Raw genomic sequence first — 26,038 nt, 5'->3', positions numbered from 1 at the left:
GTACTGCGGCAGGACTGGCGGTTAACGTCCATGTGTTCGTGACGCTGAGTCCAAGTGCCCGCGACGGCAGTCCAAGGCACGGGTGCGGAGGTCAGGGGCCCGGCGCCGGAGATCCGCTAGAAGTCCAGCTTCGCCTGCACCGGGACGTGGTCGCTGTCCGTGGTCGCCAGGGTGCGGAGGTCGACGATCTCGGCGCCGCGCACCATCACGTGGTCCAGCCGGGCCACCGGGAACCGCTTGGGCCAGCTGAAGGCGAACCCGCGCCCCGAGTCGTCGAACCGGGAGACCACCGGGCCGAGCCCGCGGTCGTCCGTGGTGCCGTTCAGGTCGCCCAGCAGGATCGTCCGGTCCATCGTCTCCGCCGCCAGCACCTCCCCCAGCCGCCGCGCGGCATCGTCGCGCGGCCCGGTCCGCAGCCCCTGCGGCCAGCCGGCCCGCACCGAGGGCAGGTGCGCGACGTACACCGCGACGTACCCCTGCGAGGTGACCGCCGTCGCCCGCAGCCCGCGCTGCCAGGGTGCGGGGACCGAGTCCGGCTTGATGTCCACCGGGCGCACGTCCTTCAGCGGGAACTTCGACCAGAGCCCGACGGTCCCCCGCACCGCGTGGTGCGGGTAGGCAGCGTCGAGCGCGCCGGACACCTTCGCCGCGACCGAGGGGGTGACCTCCTCCAGCGCGATCATCGCGGGCCCGGCACCCGCCAGCGCCCGCGCGGCGCCCGCCGGGTCGGGGTTGTCGTCGGCGATGTTGTGCTGCACCACGCTGAAGTCGTACGCGGGATCGCTGCCGAACGCGCCGAGTGCTCCCGCGGTCAGGCCGCCCCATGCCCCGGCCGGCACCAGCACCGCCACCAGCGCGAGGGCGGAGCGCCGCCACCACGCGGCCAGCAGCAGCGGCAGCACCAGCAGCCCCAGCCAGGGCAGGAAGGTCTCCACGAAGCTGCCGACGCCCCGGAAGTCGGGGACGAGCGCGTGCAGTACGGGCAGCAGTCCCAGCGGCACCGCGCACAGGGCGATCAGTCTGCCCCGGCGCCAGGAGCCGCGGCCCCGGCCGTCCTCGCCCCAGTGCCTGCCGTCGGGCCAGGTGCGGGTCCTGCCGCGGCGGCCCCCGCCGGAGCCCCGGCGTCCGTCCCAGTTGTCCCGGTGGTACTGGTCCCGCTCGTCTTGGAGGTCCGCGTCGTCCTCGTCGTCGTACCGGCCCCTGTGGTCGAAGTCCCGCTGGTACGTCCCTGACACCGCGCTCCCCCCGTAGTTCCGTGCACCCCTCCCGGTGAGGACGCGGGGAGCGGATCCGATGGTTCACCACCCGGCGTACGCCGAGGGGCCCCGGTCGCGGAATCTCGACCGGGGCCCCTCAGAACGTACAGACGCCTGCGCGCCGGCGGGACGTCAGCCCTCGACGCCCAGCTTCTCCAGGATCAGTTCACGGACGCGCGCCGCGTCCGCCTGGCCCCGGGTGGTCTTCATGACCGCGCCGACGAGCGCGCCCGCCGCCGCGACCTTGCCGCCGCGGATCTTGTCCGCGATGGCCGCGTTGGCCGCGATGGCCTCGTCGACCGCGGCACCCAGCGCGCCGTCGTCGGAGACGACCTTCAGGCCGCGCTTCTCGACGACCTCGTCCGGCGTGCCCTCGCCCGCGAGGACGCCCTCGATGACCTGGCGGGCCAGCTTGTCGTTCAGGTCGCCGGCGGCGACGAGAGCGGCGACGCGGGCCACCTGGTCGGGCGTGATCGGCAGCTCGTCAAGCGCGCGGCCGGTCTCGTTGGCGTTGCGGGCCAGCTCGCCCATCCACCACTTGCGGGCGGCGGCCGAGTCGGCACCGGCCTCGATGGTGGCGACGATCGGGTCGACCGCGCCGGCGTTGAGGATCGACTGCATGTCGTGCTCGGAGACGCCCCACTCCTCGCGGAGCCGGTTGCGCCGCACGCGCGGCATCTCCGGGAGACCGGCCCGCAGTTCCTCGACCCACTCCCGGGCGGGAGCGACCGGCACCAGGTCCGGCTCGGGGAAGTAGCGGTAGTCCTCGGCGTTGTCCTTGATGCGGCCGGACGTCGTCGAGCCGTCCTCCTCGTGGAAGTGACGGGTCTCCTGGACGATCGTGCCGCCGGAGTTCAGGACCGCGGCGTGCCGCTGGATCTCGAAGCGGGCGGCGCGCTCGACGGAGCGCAGCGAGTTGACGTTCTTCGTCTCGCTGCGGGTGCCGAACTTCTCGGTGCCGTTGGGGCGCAGCGACAGGTTGACGTCGCAGCGCATCTGGCCCTTGTCCATGCGGGCCTCGGAGACGCCGAGCGCCTTGATGACCTCGCGCAGCTCGGCGACGTACGCCTTGGCGACCTCGGGGGCCCGCTCGCCCGCGCCCTCGATCGGCTTGGTGACGATCTCGATGAGGGGGATGCCCGCGCGGTTGTAGTCGAGGAGCGAGTGCGAGGCGCCGTGGATGCGGCCGGTGGCACCGCCGACGTGCGTCGACTTGCCGGTGTCCTCCTCCATGTGGGCGCGCTCGATCTCCACGCGGAAGATCTCGCCGTCCTCCAGCTGCACGTCGAGGTAGCCGTTGAAGGCGATCGGCTCGTCGTACTGGGAGGTCTGGAAGTTCTTCGGCATGTCCGGATAGAAGTAGTTCTTCCGGGCGAAGCGGCACCACTCGGCGATCTCGCAGTTCAGCGCGAGACCGATCTTGATGGCCGACTCCACGCCGATCTCGTTGACGACCGGCAGCGCGCCGGGCAGTCCGAGACAGGTGGGGCAGGTCTGGGTGTTCGCGTCCTGGCCGAGCGTGGTGGAGCAGCCGCAGAACATCTTGGTCCTGGTGCCGAGCTCGACATGGACCTCAAGACCCATGACGGGGTCGTACGTCGCGAGGGCTTCCTCGTACGACACCAGGTCGGTAGTGACAGTCACGGTGAAACTTTCCCTCTCAGCCCAGCAGGACGTCGTCGTCGCCCAGGCGCTTCAGCTCCCGCAGGAGGATGGCGACGCCGGTGGCGATGGCGGCGGCGGAGACGACGGCGTCGATGAGCTGGAGCGTGTCGTTCTCGGTGCGGGCCTTGCGGGCCTGCTTGATCACGCTCAGCGCGCCGAACGCGGTGGTGCCGATGGACAGGTACGTACCGGCGCGGGACTTCTTGAAGCCCTTGGCCTTGGCGAGTGTGCTCACAGCGACGGTGCCTCCTCAAGCAGGTGGTGCCCCCACTTTTCCACGAAGGCGGCCTCTACGGCAGCGCCCACCTTGTAAAGGCGGTCGTCCTTCAGGGCGGGTGCGATGATCTGGAGCCCGACCGGCATGTTGTCCTCCGGCGCGAGGCCGCAGGGCAGCGACATGGCGGCGTTGCCCGCCATGTTCGTCGGGATGGTGCACAGGTCGGCCAGGTACATCGCCATCGGGTCGTCGGCGCGCTCGCCGATCGGGAAGGCGGTGGTCGGCGTGGTCGGCGAGACGATGACGTCGACCTGCTCGAAGGCCTTCTCGAAGTCCCGCGTGATGAGGGTGCGGACCTTCTGGGCGCTGCCGTAGTACGCGTCGTAGTAGCCGGAGCTGAGCGCGTACGTGCCGAGGATGACGCGGCGCTTGACCTCGTCGCCGAACCCGGCCTCGCGGGTGAGGGCGGTGACGTCCTCGGCGGACCTCGTGCCGTCGTCGCCGACGCGCAGGCCGTAGCGCATGGCGTCGAAGCGGGCCAGGTTGGAGGAGCACTCCGAGGGGGCGATCAGGTAGTACGCGGAGAGCGCCAGGTCGAAGGACGGGCAGTCCAGCTCGACGATCTCGGCACCGAGCTTCGTCAGCAGCTCGACGGACTCGTCGAAGCGCTGGAGGACACCGGCCTGGTAGCCCTCGCCGCGGAACTGCTTGACGACGCCGACGCGCATCCCGGCGACGGAGCCGTTGCGGGCCGCCTCGACGACCGGCGGGACCGGGGCGTCGATGGAGGTCGAGTCGAGCGGGTCGTGCCCGGCGATGACCTCGTGCAGCAGTGCCGCGTCCAGGACCGTACGGGCACAGGGGCCGCCCTGGTCGAGGGAGGAGGAGAAGGCCACCATGCCGTAGCGGGAGACCGCTCCGTAGGTGGGCTTGACGCCGACGGTGCCGGTGACGGCGGCGGGCTGGCGGATGGAGCCGCCGGTGTCCGTGCCGATGGCGAGGGGGGCCTCGTAGGAGGCGAGGGCTGCGGAGGAGCCGCCGCCGGAGCCGCCGGGGATCTTGGTGAGGTCCCAGGGGTTGCCGGTCGGGCCGTACGCGCTGTTCTCGGTGGAGGACCCCATGGCGAACTCGTCCATGTTGGTCTTGCCGAGGATGACGACGTCGGCGGCCTTGAGGCGCTTGGTGAGCGTGGCGTCGTACGGCGGGATCCAGCCTTCGAGGATCTTCGAACCGACGGTGGTGGGGATCCCCTCCGTGGTGAAGATGTCCTTCAGCGCCAGCGGAACGCCGGCCAGCGGGCCCAGCTTCTCGCCGGCCGCGCGCTTGGCGTCGACGGCGCGGGCCTGCGCGAGGGCGCCCTCGCGGTCGACGTGCAGGAAGGCGTGGACCTTCTCGTCCACGGCTTCGATCCGGGCCAGGTGGGCCTCGGTGACCTCGACGGCCGTGAGCTCGCCGGAGGCGATCTTCTCGGCGGTCGCGGCCGCGGTGAGCTTGATGATCTCGATCGTCATGCTGTTTTAGTCCTCCCCCAGGATCTGCGGCACCTTGAAACGCTGCTGCTCCTGGGCCGGGGCGCCGGAGAGCGCCTGCTCGGGGGTGAGCGACGGGCGTACCTCGTCCTTGCGCATGACGTTCGTCAGCGGCAGCGGGTGGGAGGTCGGCGGAACGTCTTGGTCGGCGACCTCGGAGACGCGGGCGACCGCGCCGATGATGTCGTCGAGCTGACCGGCGAAGTGCTCCAGCTCTTCGGCCTTCAGCTCCAGACGCGCCAGCCGAGCGAGGTGTGCGACCTCCTCGCGCGTGATGCCAGGCATGCAGCGATCCTCAGGGGTTGGTGTGCGATGTGGTTTGTGGCCCAATCCTATGGGTCGCCCGGCAGTGCCCGCGAAACAGTTCCGGGCGCAGGCACGGCAGGGCCCCGGCAGCCGTGCTGCCGGGGCCCTGCCGTCCGCTCGTGCGGCGCCGCTCAGCGACGGCTGTCAGCCGTCAGCCGCGCCTGCGGGCGACGAGGAGCAGTCCCGTGCCGGAGACCAGCAGGACGGCCACGGCGACGCCGAGTCCCCCGCTGCCGCCGGAGCCGGTGCCGGGCAGCGGCCCCGTCCCGGGCCGGGTGCCGCCGGGGCCCGTGTCGCCGGGCTTGCCGTCGTCGGGCTTGCCCCCGTCGGGCTTTCCTCCGTCGGGGGTGACCTTCTTCCCGTCGGGGACCACCTCCGGGTCCGTGTGGCAGCCCGGCTCCTTGCCGGTGACGCAGTTGCCGCCGGGGGTGGTGCTGGTGACGGCGTTGCGCAGCTTCCGGTCGCCGTCGATGTTCAGCCGGGCCGTGACCGAGTACGTCACCGTGACGGTGCGGCCGGTGCCGAGCGGCCCGTTCCACACGAGCCGGTCGCCGCTGCGGCGGACGGTGCCGCTGCTCGCTCGGGCGTCACCGTCGTAGGTGGCGTCGTCGAGCACCCGGCGCAGGTCGTCGGTGAAGGTCGCCGCCGGGTAGGGGGCGGTGCCGGTGTTGCGCGCGGTGAGGGTGAAGGTCACCTTCCCGCCCGGCTTGACCTTGGCCGGGGTGGCCGTCTTGCCGAGCACCATGGCCCGTACGGGGGTGTCGGTGCCGCAGCCGGCCGCGGCACGCCGCGCGGCGCGGGAGGTGTCGTGGCAGTTGGAGTTCTCCCCGCCGTCCACGACGTTCTTCAGCCGCTTGTCGCCCCGGGGCGGGCTGCCCACGGTGACCGAGTAGCGGACGGTCACCGTGGCGCCGACCGCGAGGACGCCGGTCCAGGTCAGCCGCGGAGCGCGGAAGGCGACACGGCCGGCCGAGGCCCTGGCGTCGTTGCGGTACGCCGCGTCGTCCAGCACCCCGGTCAGGTCGTCGGTGACCCGTGCCGCCCGGTAGGGGGTGGTGCCGGTGTTGCGGATGAGCAGGGTGTAGGTGACCTTGCCGCCCGCGTGGGCCGGTGTGGGGGTACCGGTCTTGCGTACCTCGATCGCCTTGGTGTCGGCGGGCGGGAGCGGCGGGACGACGGATGTGCAGTCCGGGTCGCCGGAGCCCTTCTCGCAGTTGGAGCCGGGCACGACGGCCGTGTTCCGCAGGACCTTGTCGCCCCGGTGGGTGACGGTCACCGTGTAGGTGACGGTGGCCTTGGCGCCCTTGGGCAGCGGTCCCGTCCAGGTCAGTTCGGGGGCACGGAAGGTGACGGTGCCCCGGTCCGCCTGCTCGGTGCCGTCCCAGGTCGCGTCGTCGAGCACCTGCCTCAGGTCGTCGGTGAGGGTGGTGCCGGGGTGGTCGGCCTCCCCGGTGTTCTCGATGGTGAGGGTGTAGGTGACCCGGTCGCCCGCTCCCACTTCCTGCCGGTCGGCGGTCTTCTTGACGACGAGTGCCGGCACCGGGGTGACCGTGCTGCACTCGGGGTCGGTGGAGCCGGGCGGGCAGTTGGACCCGTCGGGGCCGACCACGACGTTGGTGAGCTTCTTGTCGCCCTTGGGGGGCTTGCCGACGGTGACCGTGTAGACGACGGTGACCGGCCTGCCGACCGCCACGTCGCCGGTCCAGGTCAGCTTCGGCCGGGCGTAGACGGCCGATCCGGAGTCCGCGGTGGTGTCGCCCTCGTTGAAGACGGCGTCGTCCAGGACTCCGCTCAGGTCGTCGGTGAAGCGTGCGCCCCGGTAGGGGGCACGGCCGGTGTTGGTGACGGTCACGGTGTAGGTGACCTTCTCCCCCGGCTTCGGGTCGGCCGGGGCGGCCGTCTTGCGGATCTCCAGTGCGGCGACCGGTACGACGGTGCCGCAGCCGGGGTCGGTGGAGTTCGGCGGGCAGGACGAGTCGTCCGGGCCGACGACGGTGTTGCCCAGTTCCTTGTCGCCGGTCGCCGGGTTGTCGACGGTGACGGAGTAGGTGACGGTGACGCTCGCTCCGGCGGGCAGGTCGTGCTCCCAGCGGATCCTGGGCTCGGTGTAGGTGGCGCTGCCGCCGCCCTCGGCCCGGACGTCGTCGTTGTAGGTGGCGTCGTCCAGGATCCGGCTCAGGTCGTCGGTGAAGGAGGCGCCCCGGTAGGCCGCGGTGCCCTCGTTGCTCGCGGTCACCGTGTAGGTGACGGTGTCGCCGGGCTTGGCGGTCGTGGGGTTCGCGGTCTTGGTCAGGTCGAGCAGGGCGATGCCCCGGGTGTCGGAGCAGTCGGGGTCGGTGGAGCCGGGCGGGCAGTTGGACCCGTCGGGGCCGACCACGACGTTGCTGAGCTTCTTGTCACCGGCCGGGGGCCTGCCGACGGTCACGGTGTAGGTCACCGTCACCGTGGTGCCCTTGGCGACGTTGCCGCCCCAGGTCACCTTCCGTCCCGCCGCGTCGTACCTCGCCGTACCGCTGGTGGCACCGAGGTTGTCGTCCCAGGCGGCGTCGTCCAGTACGCCGCTGAGGTCGTCGGTGAAGGAGGCGCCCTGGTAGTCGGCCTCGCCGGTGTTGCGGACGGTCAGCGTGTAGGTCACCCGCTGTCCGGCCTTGACGCTCCGCGGCGCGGAGGTCTTGGCGATCTCGACGGTGCCGATGGGGGTGACGGTCCCGCAGCGCGGGTCGGTGGAGCCGGGCGGGCAGGTGGAGTCGCCGGGGCCCACGACCGTGTTGCCGAGCTTCTTGTCACCGGCCGGGGGTGTGCCCACGGTGACCCGGTAGGTGACCGTGACGGTGGTGCCCCTGGCCACGTCCCCGGTCCACTTCAGCGTCCTGGCAGCCGCGTCGAAGTCGGCCCTTCCGGCGGTCGCGGTGGCCGGTCCCGCCCATGCGGCGTCGTCGAGGACGCCGCTCAGGTCGTCGGTGAAGGTCGCCCCGGCGTAGTCGGCGAGGGCGCTGGTGTTGCGGACGGTCACCGTGTAGGTCACGGTGTCGCCCGGCTTCGCGGAGGCGGGCGCCGCCGTCTTGCGGATCTCCAGGCCGGGCCGGGGCAGCACCTCGCGGCAGTCCGGATCCGTGGAGCCCGGCGGGCAGTTGGAGTCGTCGCCGCTGACGACGTTGCGCAGGTACCTGTCGCCCGCGTTGGTCACCACGACCTCGTAGGTGATCGTGGCGGTGGCGCCGACGGCGAGGTCGCCGCTCCAGGTCAGGGACTTGGCGGCGGCGTCGAAGTCGAGCGAGCCGGTGGTCAGCGTGGTCCGGTTGCTCCAGGTCGCGTCGTCCAGCACGTCGGTCAGGTCGTCGGTGAAGGAGGCGTCCGGGTAGGCGGCGCCGCCGGTGTTGGTGACGACCACCGTGTAGGTGACGGTGTCGCCCGACCGGGGGTTGCGCGGGGCGCCGGTCTTCTTGAAGGTGAGCGACTTGACCGGGGTGACCGTCCCGCAGGCGGGGTCGGTGGAGCCGGGCGGGCAGTTGCCGTCGCCGGTGACGGCGTTGCGCAGGACCTTGTCCCCGGCCGGGGGCCTGCCGACGGTGACCGCGTAGGTGACCGTGACGGTGGCGCCCTTGGCGACGTCCCCGGTCCACTTCAGCGTTTTGCCGGCCGCGTCGTACTCGGTCGTGCCGGAGCTGCGGGTGACCAGGTCGTCCCAGGTTGCGTCGTCGAGGACGCCGCGCAGGTCGTCGGTGAAGGTGGCGCCCCGGTAGGTGCCCTCCCCGGTGTTGCGCACGGTCACCGTGTAGGTGATCCGCTCGCCGGGCTTCACGTCCGTACGGTCGGCGGTCTTACGGATGTCGATCACGCCGACCGGGGTGACGGAGGAGCACTGCGGGTCGGTGGAGCCGGGCGGGCAGCTGGACCCGTCGGGGCCGATCACGACGTTGCTGAGCTTCTTGTCACCGGCCGGGGGTGTGCCGACGGTGACGGTGTACGTCAGGGTGACGGTGGCTCCGGCGGCGATGTCGCCGGTCCAGGTCAGCTTCTTGGTGGCCGCGTCGTAGGCGGGCTGGGTCGCGGTGTTCGCGCCGCCCGTCCTGGTCACGGCGTCGTTGTTGTACGTGGCGTCGTCGACCACACCGGTCAGGTCGTCGGTGAGGGCGACGCCCCGGGCGACGCCGCCGCCGGTGTTCTGCGCGGTGACGGTGTAGGTGACGGTCCCGCCGGGCTCGGCCTCGGCGGCGCTCGCGGTCTTCTTGATCAGCAGACCGCTGACCGTCTTGTCGTCGGTGCAGTCCGGGTCGCCGCTGCCCGCCTCGCAGTTGGAGCCGTCCGGGCCGACGACGGTGTTGGCCAGGCGCTTGTTGCCGGCGGGCGGGGTGCCCACGGTGACGGTGTAGGTGATCGTGACGGTGCTGCCCCGGGCGACGGTGCCGGTCCAGGTCAGCTTCTTGGTGGCCGCGTCGTAGGCGGGCTGGGTCGCGGTGTTCGTGCCGCCGCTCCGCGCGACGGCGTCATTGCCGTACGCCGCGTCGTCCACCACGTCGGTGAGGTCGTCGGTGGCCGTGGCGCCGGTCCAGTCCGCGTCGCCGTCGTTCTTCAGGGTGACGGTGTACGTGACCTTGTCGCCGGCCCGCACCACGTCGGGCGTGCTGGACTTGGCGATGACCAGGCGCGGCAGGGGGGTGACGGTGGCGCAGTCGGGGTCGCTGCCGCCGGGCTCGCACTCGCCGGGGACGTTGCTGGTGACGCTGTTGCGCAGGGTCGTCGATCCGGCGGGCACCGGGCTGCGCACGGTGGCGCTGTAGGTGATGACGACCTTGCCGCGGGCCTTGACCGTGCCGCTCCAGCTCAGCTTCGGGCTGGTGTACGCCGGCGCGGTGAGCGTGGCGCCCGCGCCGTCCTTCGCGGTCGCGTCGTCGTTGTACCGCGCACCGCCCAGGACGCCGGTCAGGTCGTCCGTGACGGAGGCGCCCGGGTAGTCGCGGGCGCCCGCGTTGGTGAGGGTGAGGGTGTAGGTGACCTTGTCGCCGGGCCCCGGGTTCTTCGGCGAGGCGGTCTTGACGACGGTCACCGCGGCCGGAACCTCGACGGGCACCTCGGTGCCGCACGCCGGGTCGGTGGAGCCCGCCGCGCAGTTGGTGCCCGGATTGCCGGTGACGCTGTTGCGCAGCCGCGCCCCGTCCGGGGCACCGGCCTTCACGGTCACCGAGTACGTCAGGGTGGCCGTGCCGCCGGCCGGAACGGTACCGCTCCAGCTCAGCCGGGGCGGCGGCCGGGCTCCGAAGGTGCCGATCGCCCTTCCCTGGCCGTCGACCGCCTTCTCGTCGGCGTTGTACGTGGCGTGGTCGAGCACCTGGGCCAGGTCGTCGGTCACGGTGGCGCCCGGGTAGGGGACGGCGGAGGTGTTCTCCAGCTTCACGGTGTACGTCACCGTGTCGCCCGGCTTGGCCGAGGTCGCCGCGCCGCCGTTCACCTTCGCCGACTTGCTCACCTTGAGGGTGGGCACGAGCGGCGGGGCGGAGGTGCAGCTGGCGAGGTCGGTGATGGGCCAGCTGCCGCCGTTCTCGGACGTGGGGGTGCCGGTCCGGTTGCCCTCGACGTAGCCCGCGCCGGAGACCGCGGTGGAGGCGCCGGTCGTCGGGTCCACGCGGTACAGCTGGCCGGAGTAGTTGCCGACGTAGATGGCGTCCTTGAACCAGGCCATCCCGTACAGCGATCCGCCCTGCGCGCCGGGGCCGGTGATCTGCAGGACCCTGGTCGCCGTCTCCTTGGCGACGTCGATGCGGTACAGGTACGTGGACGAGCCGTAGTAGACGCCCATGTACGGGAAGCCGTCGCTGTCCACGAAGATGTCGGGCATCGAGTAGTAGCCGGTCCAGATGGTGTCCGCGGAGTCCGCGGCCTTCGGCTGGAAGACCTTGGCCACCCCGGTCCGCAGGTTCATCGAGAAGAACTCTTTGTTGTAGCTGAGGTTCTCCGCGCCGAACAGGGTGTCGTTGTCGGGGTCGGCCCCCAGCCCGCCCCAGTTGTACCCGGGCGGCAGTTGCCGGGTGGCTCCGCCCGAGATGACGTCGGTGACCTGGTCGGACCCCTGGACCTGCTTGTAGAGGGTGCGGTTGCCGGTCGTGTAGTTCGAGTAGAAGAGGGCGGGCCTGCCGGAGTCGGGGTCGCGTCCGGCGGCCATGTTGGCCGACCAGTACGAGGGCAGGGTGCTGCCGGTGGGCCGCCGGGAGACCACCCGGTTGGTGATCACCGGCCGGCCCGAGCCGTCGGTGTCGAACTGCGAACCGCTCAGGTAGTTCGAGTAGTACAGCCGGTCGCAGTCGACGCCGGCGGCCGCGTCCCGCTGTACGGGGAAGTCGGCGGCGTGGGCGGGCAACGGTGCGACGCCCACCAGCCCCACCGCGACCACCGCGGCCAGCGTCTTGCGCACACCGCCGCGGAGAGCCCCGCGCAGGGTACGGGCGGACGCCCACAGGGGGCTGCCGGCCCGGGACCACGCACGGACGGTGCGCGACCGCACCGCGCCGGTCCTCGACCGGGCCTCACCACTTCTGCTTCTTCGAACCACGCTGCTCCTCGGGCCGGACCTGATGGCGGAACTCCCACCAGGCAGCAGCTTCGAAGCAGGTCACTCCCGGCCCGTCACATCCGGGCCCCAACAACACCCGACCACCACACGGGACCACCCATCCAGCCCCACCCCACGCACCCCGTCCCCTCCTCCATGCCAAACTCCCGCCCCACCCCCACCCCCACCCCCTTGGCCGCCGGGGCCGCCCACCCAGCCCCCTTGGGCGACGGGGCCGCCCCAAGGTGGCGGAACGGGCGGGCAAGGGGGCGGCCCCCGGCGGAGCCGCACCCCCCGCCCCCGGACGCCCCGCGCCCCGCCCCACCACCCCGCACCGCGCTACTCCCCCTCCACCTCCGCCGCCGCTGCCGCCGCCGCCAACTCCGCCGGCCGCTGCCACCCCCGCGACCCCCGCGCCAGCAACCACGCCGTCGCCTCCTCCGGAGGCATCGCCGCCGCCACCAGCCACCCCTGCACCGCATCGCAGCCCAGGTCCCGCAGCCGCTCCCACGTCTCGTCGTCCTCGACGCCCTCGGCCACCACCAGCAGGCCCAGCGAATGGGCGAGGTCGATCGTGCACCGGACGATCTCGCCGTCCTCGGTGTCCACCGCCAGCCGCGCCACGAACGACCGGTCGATCTTCAGCTCGCTCACCGGCAGCCGCCTCAGGTGCACCAGCGAGGAGTACCCGGTCCCGAAGTCGTCGAGCGACATCTTCACGCCGTGCCCGGTCAGCCCGGCCAGGGTGTCGGCGGCCCGCTGGGGGTCCTCCAGCAGGACGTGCTCGGTGATCTCCAACTGGAGGGAGCCCGCCGGAACCCCGTGCCTGGCCAGCCGCGCGGCCACCGCTCCCGCGAAACCGGGGGTGTGCACGTCGCGCGGCGAGACGTTCACCGCGACGGGGACGTACAGCTTCTGCGCCCGCCACCGCGCCACCTGGGCCAGCGCCGTCTCCAGGACGTACTCCGTCAGGTGCGGCATCAGCCCGGACGACTCGGCGATGGCGATGAACTCGTCCGGAGGGACTCTCCCCCGCTCCGGATGCACCCACCGCACCAGCGCCTCCAGACCGGCGACCTGCCCGTCGAAGCGCACCTTGGGCTGGTAGTGGAGCTCGACCTCCCCCGCGTCCAGCGCCCGCCGCAGGTCCCCCAACAGGCCCAGCCGGTCAGGGGTGTTGGAGTCCCGCTTGGACTCGTAGACCTCGACCCCGCTGCGGTCGCGCTTGGCCTGGTACATCGCCACGTCCGCCCGCCGCAGCAGCCCCTCCGCGTCCAGCGCGTGATCGGGGAAGACGGCCACTCCCGCGCTGGCCTCCAGAACCAGCGTCAGGCCGTCGAGGTCCAGCGGGGACCCCAGTTCCGCCACCAGGTGGCGGGCGATGCGCTGCGCGCTCGTCGCGGACTCGGTACGGGGCAGCAGTACGGCGAACTCGTCGCCGCCGAGCCGGGCGGCCTCCGCCCCCTTGGGCAGCACCCGCCGCAGCCGGTCGGCTATCTGCAACAGCAGCCGGTCCCCGGCGAGATGGCCGAGAGTGTCGTTGACCGAACGGAACCGGTCCATGTCGATCAGCACCAGCGCCGACCGCGTCCCCAGCCGCTCGGCCTCCTCCAGCGCGGGCCAGGCGCGCTCCAGCAGCCACTGCCGGTTCGGCAGCCCGGTCAGCGGGTCGCGCAACTGCTCCTCGGCCCGCGCCCTGGCTATCCACAGGGTGGAGTCCAGGGCTATCAGCGGGACGGCGAACAGCGGCAGCAGCACCGGCAGGGACATGGCCACGACACAGATCAGCGGGGCGATGCCCAGCAACGCCCCCGCCACAAGTCCCTCTCGCACCATGGCCGTTCTGGCCACCGACGGCACCCGCCCGGCCTGCGGGGCCTGTACGGACCACAGCAGCAGCCGGGTGACCAGGAGGTAGGTGGCGGCGGCCAGGACGACCTCGGGCAGCGCCTGCCAGTCCCAGCCGGTCGGCTGCCAGGGCCGCTCCACCGTCGGCACCTGGCCGAAGACGCCCAGGGTGAGGGCGGCGGCCGCGATGCCGAGGATGTCGACGGAGCCGTGCAGCACGCCCTGGCGCCAGCGGCGTCTGCGCGCGATGCCCACCAGAACGACAACGGCCAGGCTCACCAGCCCGGCCGGAACCCATCCGTACAGCAGCAGGACGGCGAGGGTGAGCGCCGCCCCTGAGCCCGTGCCGCCCCACCACCTGTCGCGGCCCAGGGCGACGAGGTGACCGACGACGATCCCGGTCAGGGCCGCGAGGGACCATCCCGCGGTGCCGCCGGGGAACAGCGCGCGCTGGGCGCCGAGCGTCTGGGCGATGCCGCCGGCGAGGGCCACGACGGCCAGTCCGGTCAGCACCGCGGGGAGCAGTGGCCCCCAGAGCTGTGCCCAGAGCGTCCCCTGTCCGGAAAGCTGCGGCCCGGGGTGCGGGCCGTGCGCCACGTACGGCGGACCGGCGGCGTACGGCTGCTGCGGGCGGGTGGACGGGGGTCGCGGCGACGGACGGCCGGGGTCCTCGGTCCGGCGGCCCGAACGGCCGGCCCGCCCGAACCGGCCGGCCAGGCCGGACAACCCGGTCCGCCCGGCCAGACCACGCAGCCGTGAGGCCGGGTCGGCGCTCTCGGTGGGTTTCATTCCGTCCCTCTCACAGCCGGCGGTGCCCATGTCACGCGAGGTGGCCCCGTTGTCATGCCACCACGACCCGGGCCGTCTCCGCCGCCCGGACGCCTCCCTCACGAGGAGACGTCCGGGGGACGGGAAACGGATTCCCAGCCGTGCACGACAGGCGCACATCCCAACAGTAGGCCGCACCAGGCTCTCCCGGGCAGCGGTCGACCGCTGTTGCCCGAATGCGACCCGACCACCCGGCAACGTCTGGTATGCGCCGAACGGGTGGACCTCCGGCCGCTGTTCTTCCCGTTACTCCACCACCGGAACCGCCGCTTCACGTGCGGCTTCCGGCCCTTCTGCGAGCAGCACCCCAAATCCGTCCTCGTCCAGCACCGGCACCTTCAGCTGCATGGCTTTGTCGTACTTCGAACCGGGACTGTCCCCGACCACGACGAAGGACGTCTTCTTCGAAACCGAACCGGTCACCTTCGCTCCGAGCTTCTGAAGGGACTCTTTTGCGCCATCCCGGGTGTACTTCTCCAGCGTCCCGGTGACCACGACGGTCATTCCCTCCAGCGGGCGGGGCCCCTGGTCCTCGTCGGCGCCCTCCTCCTCCATGCGGACCCCGGCGGCCCGCCACTTGCGGAGGATCTCCTGGTGCCAGTCGACGGCGAACCACTCCTTGAGGGAGGCGGCGATGATCCCGCCGACGCCGTCGACCCCGGCCAGCTCCTCCTCGCTCGCCTGCTCCATCCGCTCGATCGACCGGAACTCGCGGGCCAGCGCCTCGGCCGCGACCGGCCCCACGTGCCGGACGGACAGCCCGGTGAGGACGCGGGCGAGCGGCATCTCCTTGGCCGCCTTGATGTTCTCCAGCATCGCGAGGGCGTTCTTGCGGGGCTCGCCGTCCTGGTTGGCGAAGACGGTGACGACCTTCTCCTCGCCGGTCTTCGGGTCCACCTTGGGCAGGCCCGAGTCGGAGTCCAGGACGTGGGACTTGATGGGCAGCAGCTGCTCGATGGTCAGGTCGAAGAGGTCGCCCTCGTCGAGCAGCGGCGGCTCGGCCGGCTCCAGCGGCTTGGTGAGCGCGGTCGCGGCGACGTACCCGAAGTTCTCGATGTCCAGGCTCTTGCGGCCCGCGAGGTAGAAGAGCCGTTCGCGCAGCTGGGCGGGGCAGGTCTGCGCGTTGGGGCAGCGCAGGTCGATATCGCCCTCCTTCATGGGGCGCAGCGGTGTCCCGCACTCGGGGCAGTCGGCGGGCATCACGAACTCGCGCTCGGTGCCGTCCCGCAGGTCGACGACCGGGCCGAGGATCTCGGGGATGACGTCGCCCGCCTTGCGCAGGACGACGGTGTCGCCGATGAGGACGCCCTTCTTCTTCACCACCTCCTGGTTGTGCAGAGTGGCGAACTCGACCTCGGAGCCGGCCACCGTCACCGGTTCGACCTGCGCGTACGGGGTGACGCGGCCGGTGCGGCCGACACCGACTCGGATGTTGACCAGCTTGGTATTGACCTCCTCGGGCGGGAACTTCCAGGCGATGGCCCAGCGCGGCGCGCGCGAGGTGGAGCCGAGCCGGCCCTGGAGCGGGATCTCGTCGAGCTTGACCACGACGCCGTCGATCTCGTGCTCCGAGACCGAGTGCCGGTTCTTGCCGATGTACGCGATGAAGTCGCGGACGCCGTCGAGGTCGTCGACGACACGGTTCTGCTGGGCGGTGGGCAGCCCCCACTCGTGGAGCAGCTCGTAGGCGTACGAGAGCCGGGCGATGTCGAAGCCCTCGCGGGCGCCGATGCCGTGCACCACCATGCGCAGCGGGCGCGAGGCGGTGACCCTGGGGTCCTTCTGGCGCAGTGAACCGGCCGCCGCGTTGCGCGGGTTGGCGAAGGGCTTGTCCCCAGCCTCGACCAAGCGTGCGTTGAGTTCTCCGAAGGCCTCCATCGGGAAGTAGACCTCGCCCCGGATCTCCACCAGGTCCGGGACGCGGTCGCCCGCCAGCCGCTGCGGAATCTGGGCGATCGTGCACACGTTGGGCGTGATGTCCTCGCCGGTGCGGCCGTCGCCCCGGGTGGCGGCCCTGGTGAGCCGGCCCTTCTCGTAGGTCAGGTTGACGGCGAGCCCGTCCACCTTGAGCTCGCACAGCAGGTGGTAGTCGATGCCCTGCAGCTCGCCCGCCAGCCGCTCGGCCCAGGCCGCCAGCTCCTCGTCGTCGAAGGCGTTGTCCAGGGAGAGCATCCGCTCGCGGTGCTGGACGGCCGTGAACTCCGTCTCGTACGCCCCGGCGACCTTCTGGGTCGGCGAGTCGGGGGTGCGCAGCTCGGAGTGCTCCTCCTCCAGCGCCTCCAGGGACCGCAGCAGCTTGTCGAACTCGGCGTCGCTGACGACCGGTTGGTCCTTGACGTAGTACCGGAAGCGGTGCTCCTCGATCTGCTCAGCGAGCCGCGCGTGCTTCTCCCGTGCCTCGGCGGGTACCGCTGCGTGCTGTTCGCCAGCCACCGTCGTTTCCTCCCGTTGCCCTGCGGTCCCCCGACTGGGACCACTCTTCGTCACTCAGGGTTGTCCGCGAGCGAGCGTGCCGCCCGCGTGCTGTGGGCGAGCGCCGCGCGGGCGTACGCCGGGGAAGCCCCCGCCAGCCCGCACGTCGGGGTGATCACCACGGACTCGTACAGAAGTCCGGGATTCAGCCCCAGCCTGCGCCACAACGACCTGACACCCATGACGCTACCGCCCGGGTCTGACAATGGGCCGTCCACGCCCGGCACCACGCCCGCGAAGAGCTTCGTGCCGGCCTCGACCGCCTCACCGATCTCGTCGTCGTCACGCTCGGTGAGCAGGGTGAAGTCGAGGGAGATCCCGGCGGCGCCCGCCCTGCGCAGCAGCGCGATCGGCACGTCCGGCGCGCAGGAGTGCACGACCACGGGCCCGTCGTGCACCGCGATCACGTCCCGCAGCGCGCTCTCCACCACCTGCCGGTCGGCGGCCCGGTGGGTGCGGTAGCCGCTGGCCGTCCGGATCTGTCCGCGCAGCACGGCGATCAGCGAGGGCTCGTCGAGCTGGAGCACCAGTTGTGCGCCGGGCACCCGCCGCCGGACGTCCGCGAGGTGGCCCCGCAGTCCTTCGGCGAGGGAGGCGGCCAGGTCGCGGCAGGCCCCGGGGTCGCCGACCGCCGCTTCGCCGCCGCGCAGCTCCAGGGCGGCGGCGAGCGTCCAGGGGCCGACGGCCTGCACCTTGAGCGGCCCGGTGTAGCCCTGGGTGAACTCCTCCAGGGCGTCCAGGTCCTCGCCCAGCCAGGAGCGGGCCCGCCGGGTGTCGCGGCCGGGCCGGTCGCTGAACCGCCAGCCGCTGGGCTCCAGATGGACGTACATCTCGGCGAGCATTCCGGCGGTGCGGCCGATCATGTCGGCGCCGGGTCCGCGGGCGGGCAGCTCGGCGAGGTACGGGAAGTCCTCGAAGGAGCCGACGACGGTCTTGGCGCTCTCCCTGGCGTCGCCGCCGGGCATGGAACCGACGCCGGTGGCCGGTCCCCACCACTTCGGGGTCTGCTCGGAGGTCATCGGCCGGGCCGCACCGTCAGGTCGTTGACCTCGGCGTCGCGCGGCAGGTCGAGGGCCATCAGGACGGTGGTCGCGACCGACTCGGGGTCGATGAACTTCGAGGGGTCGTACGCCTTGCCCTCCTGGGAGTGCACCTTCTCCTGCATGGGGCTGGCGGTGCGGCCGGGGTAGACGGAGGTGACCCGCACCCCGTTCTCGTGCTCCTCGGCGCGCAGCGAGTCGGCGAGCGCCTTGAGACCGTGCTTGCTGGCGGCGTACGCGCCCCACTCGGGTCCGGCGCTGAGCCCGGCGCCCGAGTTCACGAACACCACGTGTCCCTTGTCGAGGCGCAGCTGCGGCAGGAAGAGCCGGGTGAGCTCGGCGGGGGCGACGAGGTTGGTGTTGAGCTGGCTGTGCCAGGCGCGCACGCCGAGGTCGGCGACCTTTCCGAGGTCGACGACTCCGGCGATGTGCAGCAGCGAGTCCACCCGCTGGGGCATCCGCTGGTGCGAGAACGCCCAGGACAGCTTGTCGGGGTTGGACAGGTCGCCGACGAGCGTGCCGGCGCCCGGGAACCGGGCTTCCAGTTCCTTGGCGCGGCCCGCGTCGCGCACCATGAGGACGATGTCGTCGCCGCGCTCGTGCAGACGGCGGGCGACGGCGGCGCCGATGCCGGACCCCGCCCCGGTGATCACATGAGTTGCCATGTGCCCCATGCTCGCACCCCGGGGAGGGGTTACTGGACTCCGGCGGACTCCTCCAGGTAGGCGAGCGCCGCCACCCCGTCCTCGGCGAAGAACACCAGGTCAGTAAGGGGTACGGGGAGGAAGCCCTCGTCCTCCATGCGCTGGAACTGCTGCTTGAGGCCGTCGTAGAAGCCGTCGGTGTTCAGCAGCACCACCGGCTTGTCGGTCATCCCGTGCTTCTTCAGCTCCAGGATCTCGGTCGCCTCGTCGAGGGTGCCGGTGCCACCGACCATGATCACCACGGCGTCGGACTTGCCGAGCAGCAGCGCCTTGCGCTCGGCGAGGTCCCTGGCGACGACCATCTCGTCGGCGGCGGGCCGCGCCTTGTCCTGGAGGAAGTCCACGGACACGCCCACGAGCCGCCCTCCCGCCCGCTCGACCCCGTCGGCGACGACCTTCATCAGGCCGACGTCGGAGCCGCCCCAGACCAGCGTGTGGCCGCCCTTGCCGAGGAGTTCGGCGAACTCGCGGGCGGGCCGGGTGTAGCGCTCGTCGAGGTCGGCGGCGGAGAGGAATACACAAATGTTCATGGCCCCCAACCTAACGCCGGCCACCCGCCGCCGATCCGCCGGGAAAAATTTCCCACGACTTCCCGCGGCGACCGATGAGTTCCGCGCGCGGCAGCGGTCCAAGTCCGTATGAGCAAAGTGATTTCGCGCGACGGCACCCCGATCGCGTACGAGCGCCGGGGCGAGGGCGCGCCGCTGATCCTGGTCGGCGGCGCGTTCAGCACGGGCACGGCGGAGGGCCCGCTGGCCGGTTACCTGGCCGAGGACTTCGACGTCGTCACGTACGACCGCAGGGGTCGCGGGGCCAGTGGCGACACCGCGCCGTACGCGGTCGCCCGGGAGGTCGAGGACCTGGCGGCGCTGATCGCGGAGGTCGGCGGCAGCGCCTTCCTGTACGGGATGTCCTCGGGCGGCGCGCTGGTGCTGCGCGCGGCGGCGGCCGGGCTGGCCGTGCCGCGGCTGGCGGTGTACGAGCCGCCGTTCACGGTCCGCGAGGACACCCGCGAGGACAAGGCCGCGTACACGGAGCGGCTGAACGCGCTGCTGGCCGAGGGGTCCCGCGGCGCGGCGGTGGAGCTGTTCCTGGCGGTGGTGGGGATGCCGCGCGAGTTCGTCACGAAGATGCGGCAGGCGCCGGTCTGGCGCTCCTTCGAGTCCCTGGCGCCGACGCTCGCGTACGACGACGCGGTGATGGGCGACGGCACGGTGCCCGCGGACCGGCTGGCGACGCTGGCGCAGCCGGTGCTGGTGGTGTCGGGGACGGCCAGCCCCGGGGTGATGCGGGACGCCGCCCGGCTGACGGCGGACGCGGTGCCCGACGGCCGGCAGGCGTCCCTGCTGGCCCAGACGCACGACGTGGACCCGCGCAGGCTGGCTCCGGTGCTGGCGAGATTCTTCGCCGCCGCGTAGACGGCACGCGGGGCGCGCGCTCCCACGGGGGTGGGGCGCGCGTCCCGCGTGCGGTCCGTGCGGCGGCGGGGTCAGACGGTGGCTTCGGTGCGCCGCACGGTCGTCGCGATGGTCGCCGAGCCGACCACGCGTGTGCCGTCGTACAGCACGATGGCCTGGCCGGGGGCGACGCCGCGGACCGGCTCGCCCGTGAAGGTGACGTGCAGTTCGCCGTCGACGACCTCGGCGTGCACCTCGGTCTCGCCGCCGTGGGCGCGCAGCTGGGCGGTGTAGGTGCCGGGGGCGGCGGGGGTGGAGCCGCACCAGCGGGGGCGGATGGCGGTCAGGGCGGTGACGTCGAGGGCCTCCGCCGGGCCCACCGTCACGGTGTTGTTGACCGGCGAGATGTCCAGGACGTAGCGCGGCTTGCCGTCGGCGGCGGGGTGGCCGATGCGCAGGCCCTTGCGCTGGCCGATGGTGAAGCCGAAGGCGCCGTCGTGGGTGCCCAGCTTGGAGCCCGACTCGTCGAGGATGTCGCCCTCGGCCTTGCCGCCGAGGCGCGAGGCCAGGAAGCCCTGGGTGTCGCCGTCGGCGATGAAGCAGATGTCGTGGCTGTCGGGCTTCTTCGCGACGGCCAGGTCGCGGCGCTCGGCCTCGGCCCGGATCTCGTCCTTGGTGGTGAGGGTGTCGCCGAGCGGGAACATCGCGTGCGCGAGCTGCTTCTCGTCGAGGACGCCGAGCACGTAGCTCTGGTCCTTGGCCATGTCGGAGGCGCGGTGCAGTTCGCGGGTGCCGTCCTCGTTGAGCACGACGGTGGCGTAGTGGCCGGTGCACACGGCGTCGAAGCCGAGCGCGAGGGCCTTGTCGAGGAGCGCCGCGAACTTGATCTTCTCGTTGCAGCGCAGGCACGGGTTCGGGGTGCGCCCGGCCTCGTACTCGGCGACGAAGTCCTCCACCACGTCCTCGCGGAAGCGCTCGGCGAGGTCCCACACGTAGAAGGGGATGCCGATGACGTCGGCGGCCCGGCGGGCGTCCCGGGAGTCCTCGATGGTGCAACAGCCGCGGGCCCCGGTCCGGAAGGACTGCGGGTTGGCGGAGAGCGCGAGGTGGACACCGGTCACGTCGTGTCCGGCCTCGACGGCTCGGGCTGCGGCGACGGCGGAGTCCACCCCGCCGGACATGGCGGCGAGGACGCGGAGGGGGCGCGGGGTATCGGTCATAGCTCATCCAGAGTAGTCGGAACCTTCCCGGGACTCCCAAGCGTTACCGGTGCAGGACGGGGACAGGGGACCGAGCAGTGGGCGAGCCGACGAAGAAGCCGCAGAAGAAGCCGCAGGGGAGGCCGGGGAAGAAACCGGCCGGGAAGTCCGGGAAGGCGCCCAGCAGGCGGGGCTTCCTGATCGGTACGGGGCTGGTGGTGACGGGCGCCGCCGTGGTGTGGGGCGACGAGGCGTCCCGGCTGTGGTGGAAGGTGCCCGGCGTCGACAAGCAGCGCACGGAGGGTGCGGTGGACCAGCCTGGCGCGCAGTGGGTGGCGGCCTCGGCGGGCAATCTGCGGACCGCCGACCGGCCGGACGACTACCGCATCGACCGCATCGTGATCCACACCACGGAGGGCAGCTACGACACGGCGATACGGGTCTTCCGCGACCCGCTGCACGCGGCGTGCGCGCACTATGTGATCCGGGCGAAGGACGGCCAGGTGACGCAGATGGCCCGGGAGCTGGACGTGGCGTACCACGCGGGCAACCGCGGCTTCAACGAGCGCAGCATCGGCATCGAGCACGAGGCGTACGCGCACCGCAGGGGCACCCTGACGGAGGTGATGTACCGCTCCTCGGCCCGGCTGGCCGCCGGTATCTGCGCCCGGTACAAGATCCCGGTGGACCGCGAGCACATCGTCGGCCATGTGGAGGTCCCCGGCACGGACCACACGGATCCGGGCCCGTACTGGGACTGGGACCACTATCTGCGTCTGGTCCGGGAGGCGCAGAAGTCACTGCCGCCGTCGCCGGCCCCCTCTCCGACCGCCTCCACCCGGCGTGCCGCCTCCTGAGCCGGGGGCGGTGCCGCCGCCCGGCCGCCGCGGGGCCGCCAGGGCCGCCCGTGCGGTCCGGTCCGTCGGCGTGGTCCGTTCCGTCCGTGCGGTCCGGCCCGACGGCGTGGTCCGGTCCGTCGGTGGGCCGCTAGCGCAGGTGCACCGGCAGCGAGTCCACCCCGTACACGATCGAGAGCTTGCGGAAGTCCAGCTGCTCGGGGCGGACGGCCAGCTTCAGTTCCGGGAAGCGCCGTACGAGCGCCGGGTAGGCCGCGCGCAGTTCCATCCTGGCCAGCTCGGCGCCGATGCACCGGTGGATTCCGTAGCCGAACGCGAGGTGTCCGGAGGCCTTGCGGTCCGGGTCGAAGCCGCCCCGGTCCGGGGTGTAGGCCGCGTCCCGGTTGCCCCCGGCCAGGGAGCACAGCACCAGGTCGCCCTTGGGGATGCGCGCACCGGCTATCTCGATGTCCTCCCGGGCGAACCGGGGGAAGGCGACCTGCACCACGGTCAGATAGCGCAGCGCCTCCTCGACGAAGGGCGCGGCCGCCGCGTCGTCGTCCCGCAGCCGGGCGAAGGCGGTCTCGTTCTGCAGGAGCAGCAGGGAGCCGAGGGCCAGCATGCTCGCGGTGGTCTCGAAGCCGCCGGTCAGCACGCCGTCGGCGAGCCCCGCCAGCTCCTCGTCGCCGACGGTGTCGCCGTGGTCCCGGATGATCATGCCGATGAGGCCGTCGCCCGGGTTCTCGCGCTGCTTCTTGACGACGTCGCGGAAGTAGGAGAGCGACTCCGACATGGCGCCGAAGGGTGCGGTGGCCCCGGAGAAGAGGTCGAACCGCTCCATGGCCAGCTGCTGGAAGTCGTGCCGGTCCTCGTAGGGCACGCCGAGCAGCTCGCAGATGGTGAGCGAGGGGATCGGCAGGGCGAAGTCCTTGACCAGGTCGACCGGCGCACCGCCCGCGCCCGCCGCCTCCATCACGTCGAGCTGGGCCTCGATGAGCTCGTCGATGCGCGGGGTGAGCCGGCGCAGTCGGCGCATCGTGAACTCGGGGGTGAGGATGCGGCGCAGGTGCGTGTGGACCGGCGGGTCGCTGAAGCCGAGGCCGCCGGGGTTGTGCTCGGCGACCACGCCCGCGTTGCCGGCGAGGTTGGTGAAGTCGCTGCTGAAGCCGTCGGTGGAGCCGAGGACCTCCTTCACCTCGTCGTACCCCGTGACCACCCAGGCGTCCATGCCGAAGGGCAGCGGCACCTGGTAGATCGGGGACTGTTCCATCCGTGCGGACAGCTTGGCCACCGGATCGAGGCCGTCGCGGCGCATGGGAAGAAGCAGGTTCTCCGGAAGCCGGTTCAGCATCGATGAGCTGATGCCGTGCTTCTGGATCCTGGCCAGGTACATGCGCCCGATCCGCGCGGTGATGCGGGAACGGAGGGTCGCCTTCAACGTGAACTCCATGGGTCGTCGTGCGGCCCAAACGCGCGGCGCGGACTTCCTTGACTTCTGAGGGACTTCAGAGGCCTCAAGTATAAAGAGCGATTGTGGGCCCCCAGGGTTGAGCGTGACCAGCGTTACACAAAACTGAGACACCCTCCGCTTCGGCCTCCGGACCTGGCCTCCGTACTGACTCGCAGGTCAGAAAGGTGACCGGCCGGCCGCCTTCAGCTGAGCCCCGCCGTGCGGGCCCGTTCCACCGCGGGTCCGATGGCGGCGGCGACCGCCGCCACGTCCCCGGCCGTGGACGTGTGCCCGAGGGTGAACCGCAGGGTGCCGCGGGCCAGGTCGGGGTCGGTCCCGGTGGCCAGCAGCACATGGCTGGGCTGGGCCACTCCCGCCGTGCAGGCGGAGCCGGTGGAGCACTCGATGCCCTGGGCGTCGAGCAGGAGCAGCAGCGAGTCCCCCTCGCAGCCGGGGAAGGTGAAGTGCGCGTTGGCGGGCAGCCGCCCGCCGGGGGCCGGATCACCGCCGAGGATCGCATCGGGGACGGCGGCCAGCACCGCCTTCACCAGATCGTCGCGGAGCCCGCCGACCTCCCGGACGAACTCTTCACGGCGCTCGGCGGCGAGCACGCCCGCGACGGCGAACGAGGCGATGGCGGGCACGTCGAGGGTGCCGGAGCGCACGTGCCGCTCCTGGCCGCCGCCGTGCAGCACCGGCACCGGGGAGTACTGCCTGCCGAGCAGCAGGGCGCCGATCCCGTAGGGTCCGCCGATCTTGTGCCCCGAGACGGTCATGGCGGCCAGCCCCGAGGCCGCGAAGTCGACCTCCAGCTGGCCGTACGCCTGGACCGCGTCCGCGTGCAGCGGCACCTCGAACTCGGCCGCCACGTCGCTGAGTTCACGCACCGGCATGACGGTGCCGATCTCGTTGTTCGCCCACATGACGGTCACCAGCGCGACGTCGTCGGGCTGCCGGGCGAGGGCCGCACGGAGCGTCTGCGGGTGCACCCGGCCGTGGGAGTCCACGTCGAGGTACTCGACCGTCGCCCCCTCGTGGGTGGCCAGCCAGTCGACCGCGTCCAGCACCGCGTGGTGCTCGACGGGGCTGGCCAGGACCCGGGTGCGACGGGGGTCGGCGGCCCGGCGCGCCCAGTACAGCCCCTTGACGGCGAGGTTGTCGGCCTCGGTGCCGCCCGCCGTGAAGACGACCTCGCTGGGGCGCGCCCCGAGCGAGTCGGCGAAGGCCTCCCGGGACTCTTCGACGGTACGGCGGGCCCGCCGTCCGGCGGCGTGGAGGGAGGACGCGTTGCCGGTGACGGTCAGCTGGGCGGTCATCGCCTCGACCGCCTCCGGCAGCATGGGCGTGGTCGCGGCGTGGTCGAGGTAAGCCATGGTGCAGAAATTGTACGAGCCCCCCGGGACCCGCGGTCCGGCCCCGGCGGCTCCCGGGAACCGCACGCCTCACCGGCGCGGTCCCGCTCCGCCGGAACCGGCGCTCCCGCACGCCGCATGAGCGACCCGGCCCGGGGCACACGCGGCATAAGGATTCCATAAAGGAGTCGTCGACAGTCGTGTGAGGGGACTTCGCATGCTGGCCATAGCGGGTGCCGTGCTCTTCGTCATCGCCTTCGTCATCAACGCCGCGGACATCTCGACCAACGCGATCTTCACCCCGACCAGTCTGATGCTGCTCGGTCTCGCCCTGCTCGCCCTCCACGTGGCGGGCATCGGGTCCGGCTGGAGCACCGGCCGGACCCGGCGCCGCTGACCGGCCGCACCGGGCCGACGGCGGTCGCGCTACGGGCGCGGGGCGCGGGCCAGCTGACGGGACTGGGCCACCAGGCGGTCCGCACTGTCCCAGACCTCCGCGTCCTCCTCCAGGAAACCGCCCGCCAGGTTGCGCGTGACGATCGAGACCCGGACCGGGCCGGGTGCGGGGCGGCAGCGGATGTGCGTGGTGAGCTCGACGGTCGGCGTCCACCCCTCCAGGCCCAGCTCGAAGCTGGTCGGGGGCAGGGCGTCCACGGTGAGCAGCAGCGACAGCGGGTCTGCGTCCCGGCCGTCCGAGAGCCCGAACCAGGCGCGCATCTCACCCTTGCCGGAGGGCGCGCCCACCGCCCAGCCGACCGTCGCCGGGTCCAGCTTCAGGTCGAGCCGGTCGGTGATGGCATTGCCGGCGGCCATCTTCGGGGGCGGTCCGTCGGACGCGCCGAGGCAGTGCTCGCGCGGCGGGATGGCCGGCGGCTTGGCGGTGGTGCGCACGTCGTCGGAGAGCGCGTCGAGGTCGCCGTACGAGGCGAGGACGCGGATCCGCTCGACCTCGCGGCCCTCCTCGTCGTACTGGAGCAGCGAGGCCTGGCCCGAGGAGAGGGTGCGGCCGGAACGCACGGTCTCGGTGCGGACCACGGCGGGGCCGGGCCGCGACGGGGAGAAGTAGTGCGCGGAGACCGTGAACGGGTCCGGGTGCGGCAGGGCGTCGGAGAGGGCGCGGCCCATGATCGCCAGGAGGTAGCCGCCGTTGAGGGCGTTGAAGATCGTCCAGCCCGCGGAGAGGTCCACGTCGTACACGCCAGGCTCGCGCCGCGTCACGGCGGTGTCGCGGTCGAACTCGCTGTCCCCGAGGGACCCGGTGGGTATCTGTGCCATGCCGGGCACGGTACACCGCTTAATTACTGAGCGGTAGCTTTTCTGGTCCGGCAACCCCCGCGCACCGCCCGGCCGCCCCACACCGGACCCCGCCGCACCGCCCCGGCGCCAGAACCA

18 protein-coding genes are annotated in these 26,038 nt (G+C 72.3%); 3 read left to right on the top strand and 15 right to left on the bottom strand.

Translation table 11 applies throughout. The annotated features are described in order from the left end of the window. Positions 1–116: 116 nt before the first annotated feature. The 11 genes from ACFYVL_RS15745 to ACFYVL_RS15695 form a co-directional block, all read right to left on the bottom strand. A complete protein-coding gene (locus ACFYVL_RS15745; protein ID WP_389244913.1) occupies positions 117–1,235 on the bottom strand; it encodes an endonuclease/exonuclease/phosphatase family protein in 1,119 nt (372 codons plus the stop codon). Between the two features lie 153 nt (positions 1,236–1,388). Continuing rightward, entirely contained in the window at positions 1,389–2,900 is a 1,512-nt protein-coding gene (gene gatB / locus ACFYVL_RS15740; RefSeq protein WP_389244911.1) for an Asp-tRNA(Asn)/Glu-tRNA(Gln) amidotransferase subunit GatB, read from the bottom strand. A gap of 16 nt (positions 2,901–2,916) precedes the next feature. After that, positions 2,917–3,156, bottom strand: coding sequence for a hypothetical protein (locus ACFYVL_RS15735; RefSeq protein WP_389244910.1), 240 nt, complete (start codon positions 3,154–3,156; stop codon positions 2,917–2,919). Continuing rightward, the gene (gene gatA, locus ACFYVL_RS15730) at positions 3,153–4,649 is read right to left on the bottom strand and encodes an Asp-tRNA(Asn)/Glu-tRNA(Gln) amidotransferase subunit GatA (RefSeq protein ID WP_389244908.1); all 1,497 of its coding nucleotides are present in this window, start codon (positions 4,647–4,649) and stop codon (positions 3,153–3,155) included. The genes ACFYVL_RS15735 and gatA overlap by 4 nt, the downstream gene beginning before the upstream one ends. Positions 4,650–4,655: 6 nt before the next feature. Continuing rightward, complete coding sequence (gene gatC / locus ACFYVL_RS15725; protein WP_389244906.1) at positions 4,656–4,952, bottom strand: Asp-tRNA(Asn)/Glu-tRNA(Gln) amidotransferase subunit GatC; 297 nt, start codon at positions 4,950–4,952, stop codon at positions 4,656–4,658. Between the two features lie 172 nt (positions 4,953–5,124). Continuing rightward, positions 5,125–11,472 carry a hypothetical protein gene (locus ACFYVL_RS15720; RefSeq protein ID WP_389244905.1) on the bottom strand — a complete coding sequence of 2,116 codons (6,348 nt, stop codon included), beginning with the start codon at positions 11,470–11,472 and terminating at the stop codon, positions 5,125–5,127. Between the two features lie 387 nt (positions 11,473–11,859). Further along, positions 11,860–14,157, bottom strand: coding sequence for a putative bifunctional diguanylate cyclase/phosphodiesterase (locus ACFYVL_RS15715; protein WP_389244903.1), 2,298 nt, complete (start codon positions 14,155–14,157; stop codon positions 11,860–11,862). A 285-nt stretch (positions 14,158–14,442) separates the two neighbouring features. Continuing rightward, the gene (ligA, locus tag ACFYVL_RS15710; RefSeq protein ID WP_389244901.1) at positions 14,443–16,629 is read right to left on the bottom strand and encodes an NAD-dependent DNA ligase LigA; all 2,187 of its coding nucleotides are present in this window, start codon (positions 16,627–16,629) and stop codon (positions 14,443–14,445) included. Positions 16,630–16,679: 50 nt separating this feature from the next. After that, on the bottom strand, positions 16,680–17,687 hold the full coding sequence (locus tag ACFYVL_RS15705) for a methionine synthase (protein ID WP_389244899.1): 1,008 nt from the start codon (positions 17,685–17,687) through the stop codon (positions 16,680–16,682). Beyond that, positions 17,684–18,373, bottom strand: coding sequence for an SDR family oxidoreductase (locus ACFYVL_RS15700; protein ID WP_389244897.1), 690 nt, complete (start codon positions 18,371–18,373; stop codon positions 17,684–17,686). Before ACFYVL_RS15700 ends, ACFYVL_RS15705 begins: the two co-directional genes overlap by 4 nt. Before the next feature lie 29 nt (positions 18,374–18,402). Beyond that, complete coding sequence (locus ACFYVL_RS15695; protein WP_389244896.1) at positions 18,403–18,942, bottom strand: TIGR00730 family Rossman fold protein; 540 nt, start codon at positions 18,940–18,942, stop codon at positions 18,403–18,405. A gap of 108 nt (positions 18,943–19,050) precedes the next feature. On the opposite strand from ACFYVL_RS15695, the gene ACFYVL_RS15690 reads away from it, so the two are divergent. Beyond that, a complete protein-coding gene (locus ACFYVL_RS15690) occupies positions 19,051–19,830 on the top strand; it encodes an alpha/beta fold hydrolase (protein WP_389244894.1) in 780 nt (259 codons plus the stop codon). 71 nt (positions 19,831–19,901) lie between these two features. Here ACFYVL_RS15690 and mnmA read toward each other — a convergent pair whose 3' ends face one another. Next, positions 19,902–21,029 carry a tRNA 2-thiouridine(34) synthase MnmA gene (mnmA, locus tag ACFYVL_RS15685; protein WP_389244893.1) on the bottom strand — a complete coding sequence of 376 codons (1,128 nt, stop codon included), beginning with the start codon at positions 21,027–21,029 and terminating at the stop codon, positions 19,902–19,904. A gap of 77 nt (positions 21,030–21,106) precedes the next feature. Here mnmA and ACFYVL_RS15680 point away from each other — a divergent pair, with 77 nt between their 5' ends. Continuing rightward, on the top strand, positions 21,107–21,865 hold the full coding sequence (locus tag ACFYVL_RS15680) for an N-acetylmuramoyl-L-alanine amidase (RefSeq protein ID WP_389244891.1): 759 nt from the start codon (positions 21,107–21,109) through the stop codon (positions 21,863–21,865). A 130-nt stretch (positions 21,866–21,995) separates the two neighbouring features. On the opposite strand, the gene ACFYVL_RS15675 is transcribed toward ACFYVL_RS15680, so the two are convergent. Together ACFYVL_RS15675 and ACFYVL_RS15670 are read right to left on the bottom strand one after the other, a co-directional pair. Beyond that, entirely contained in the window at positions 21,996–23,237 is a 1,242-nt protein-coding gene (locus ACFYVL_RS15675) for a cytochrome P450 (RefSeq protein ID WP_389245384.1), read from the bottom strand. A 260-nt stretch (positions 23,238–23,497) separates the two neighbouring features. Continuing rightward, positions 23,498–24,667 carry a cysteine desulfurase family protein gene (locus tag ACFYVL_RS15670; RefSeq protein ID WP_389244889.1) on the bottom strand — a complete coding sequence of 390 codons (1,170 nt, stop codon included), beginning with the start codon at positions 24,665–24,667 and terminating at the stop codon, positions 23,498–23,500. A 196-nt stretch (positions 24,668–24,863) separates the two neighbouring features. Between ACFYVL_RS15670 and ACFYVL_RS15665 the strand changes: the two genes are divergently transcribed. Next, positions 24,864–25,043 (top strand): hypothetical protein, encoded by a 180-nt coding sequence (locus ACFYVL_RS15665; RefSeq protein ID WP_389244887.1) that lies wholly within the window; start codon positions 24,864–24,866, stop codon positions 25,041–25,043. Positions 25,044–25,072: 29 nt separating this feature from the next. Here ACFYVL_RS15665 and ACFYVL_RS15660 read toward each other — a convergent pair whose 3' ends face one another. Beyond that, positions 25,073–25,921 carry a thioesterase family protein gene (locus ACFYVL_RS15660; RefSeq protein ID WP_389244885.1) on the bottom strand — a complete coding sequence of 283 codons (849 nt, stop codon included), beginning with the start codon at positions 25,919–25,921 and terminating at the stop codon, positions 25,073–25,075. Positions 25,922–26,038: the final 117 nt, after the last annotated feature.

It is taken from the genome of Streptomyces sp. NPDC004111, from assembly GCF_042874215.1.
In the GTDB taxonomy this organism is placed as follows: Bacteria; Actinomycetota; Actinomycetes; order Streptomycetales; family Streptomycetaceae; genus Streptomyces.
The sequence above is the reverse complement of the archived record's forward strand: the minus strand, read 5'-3'. Positions and strand labels throughout refer to the sequence as shown.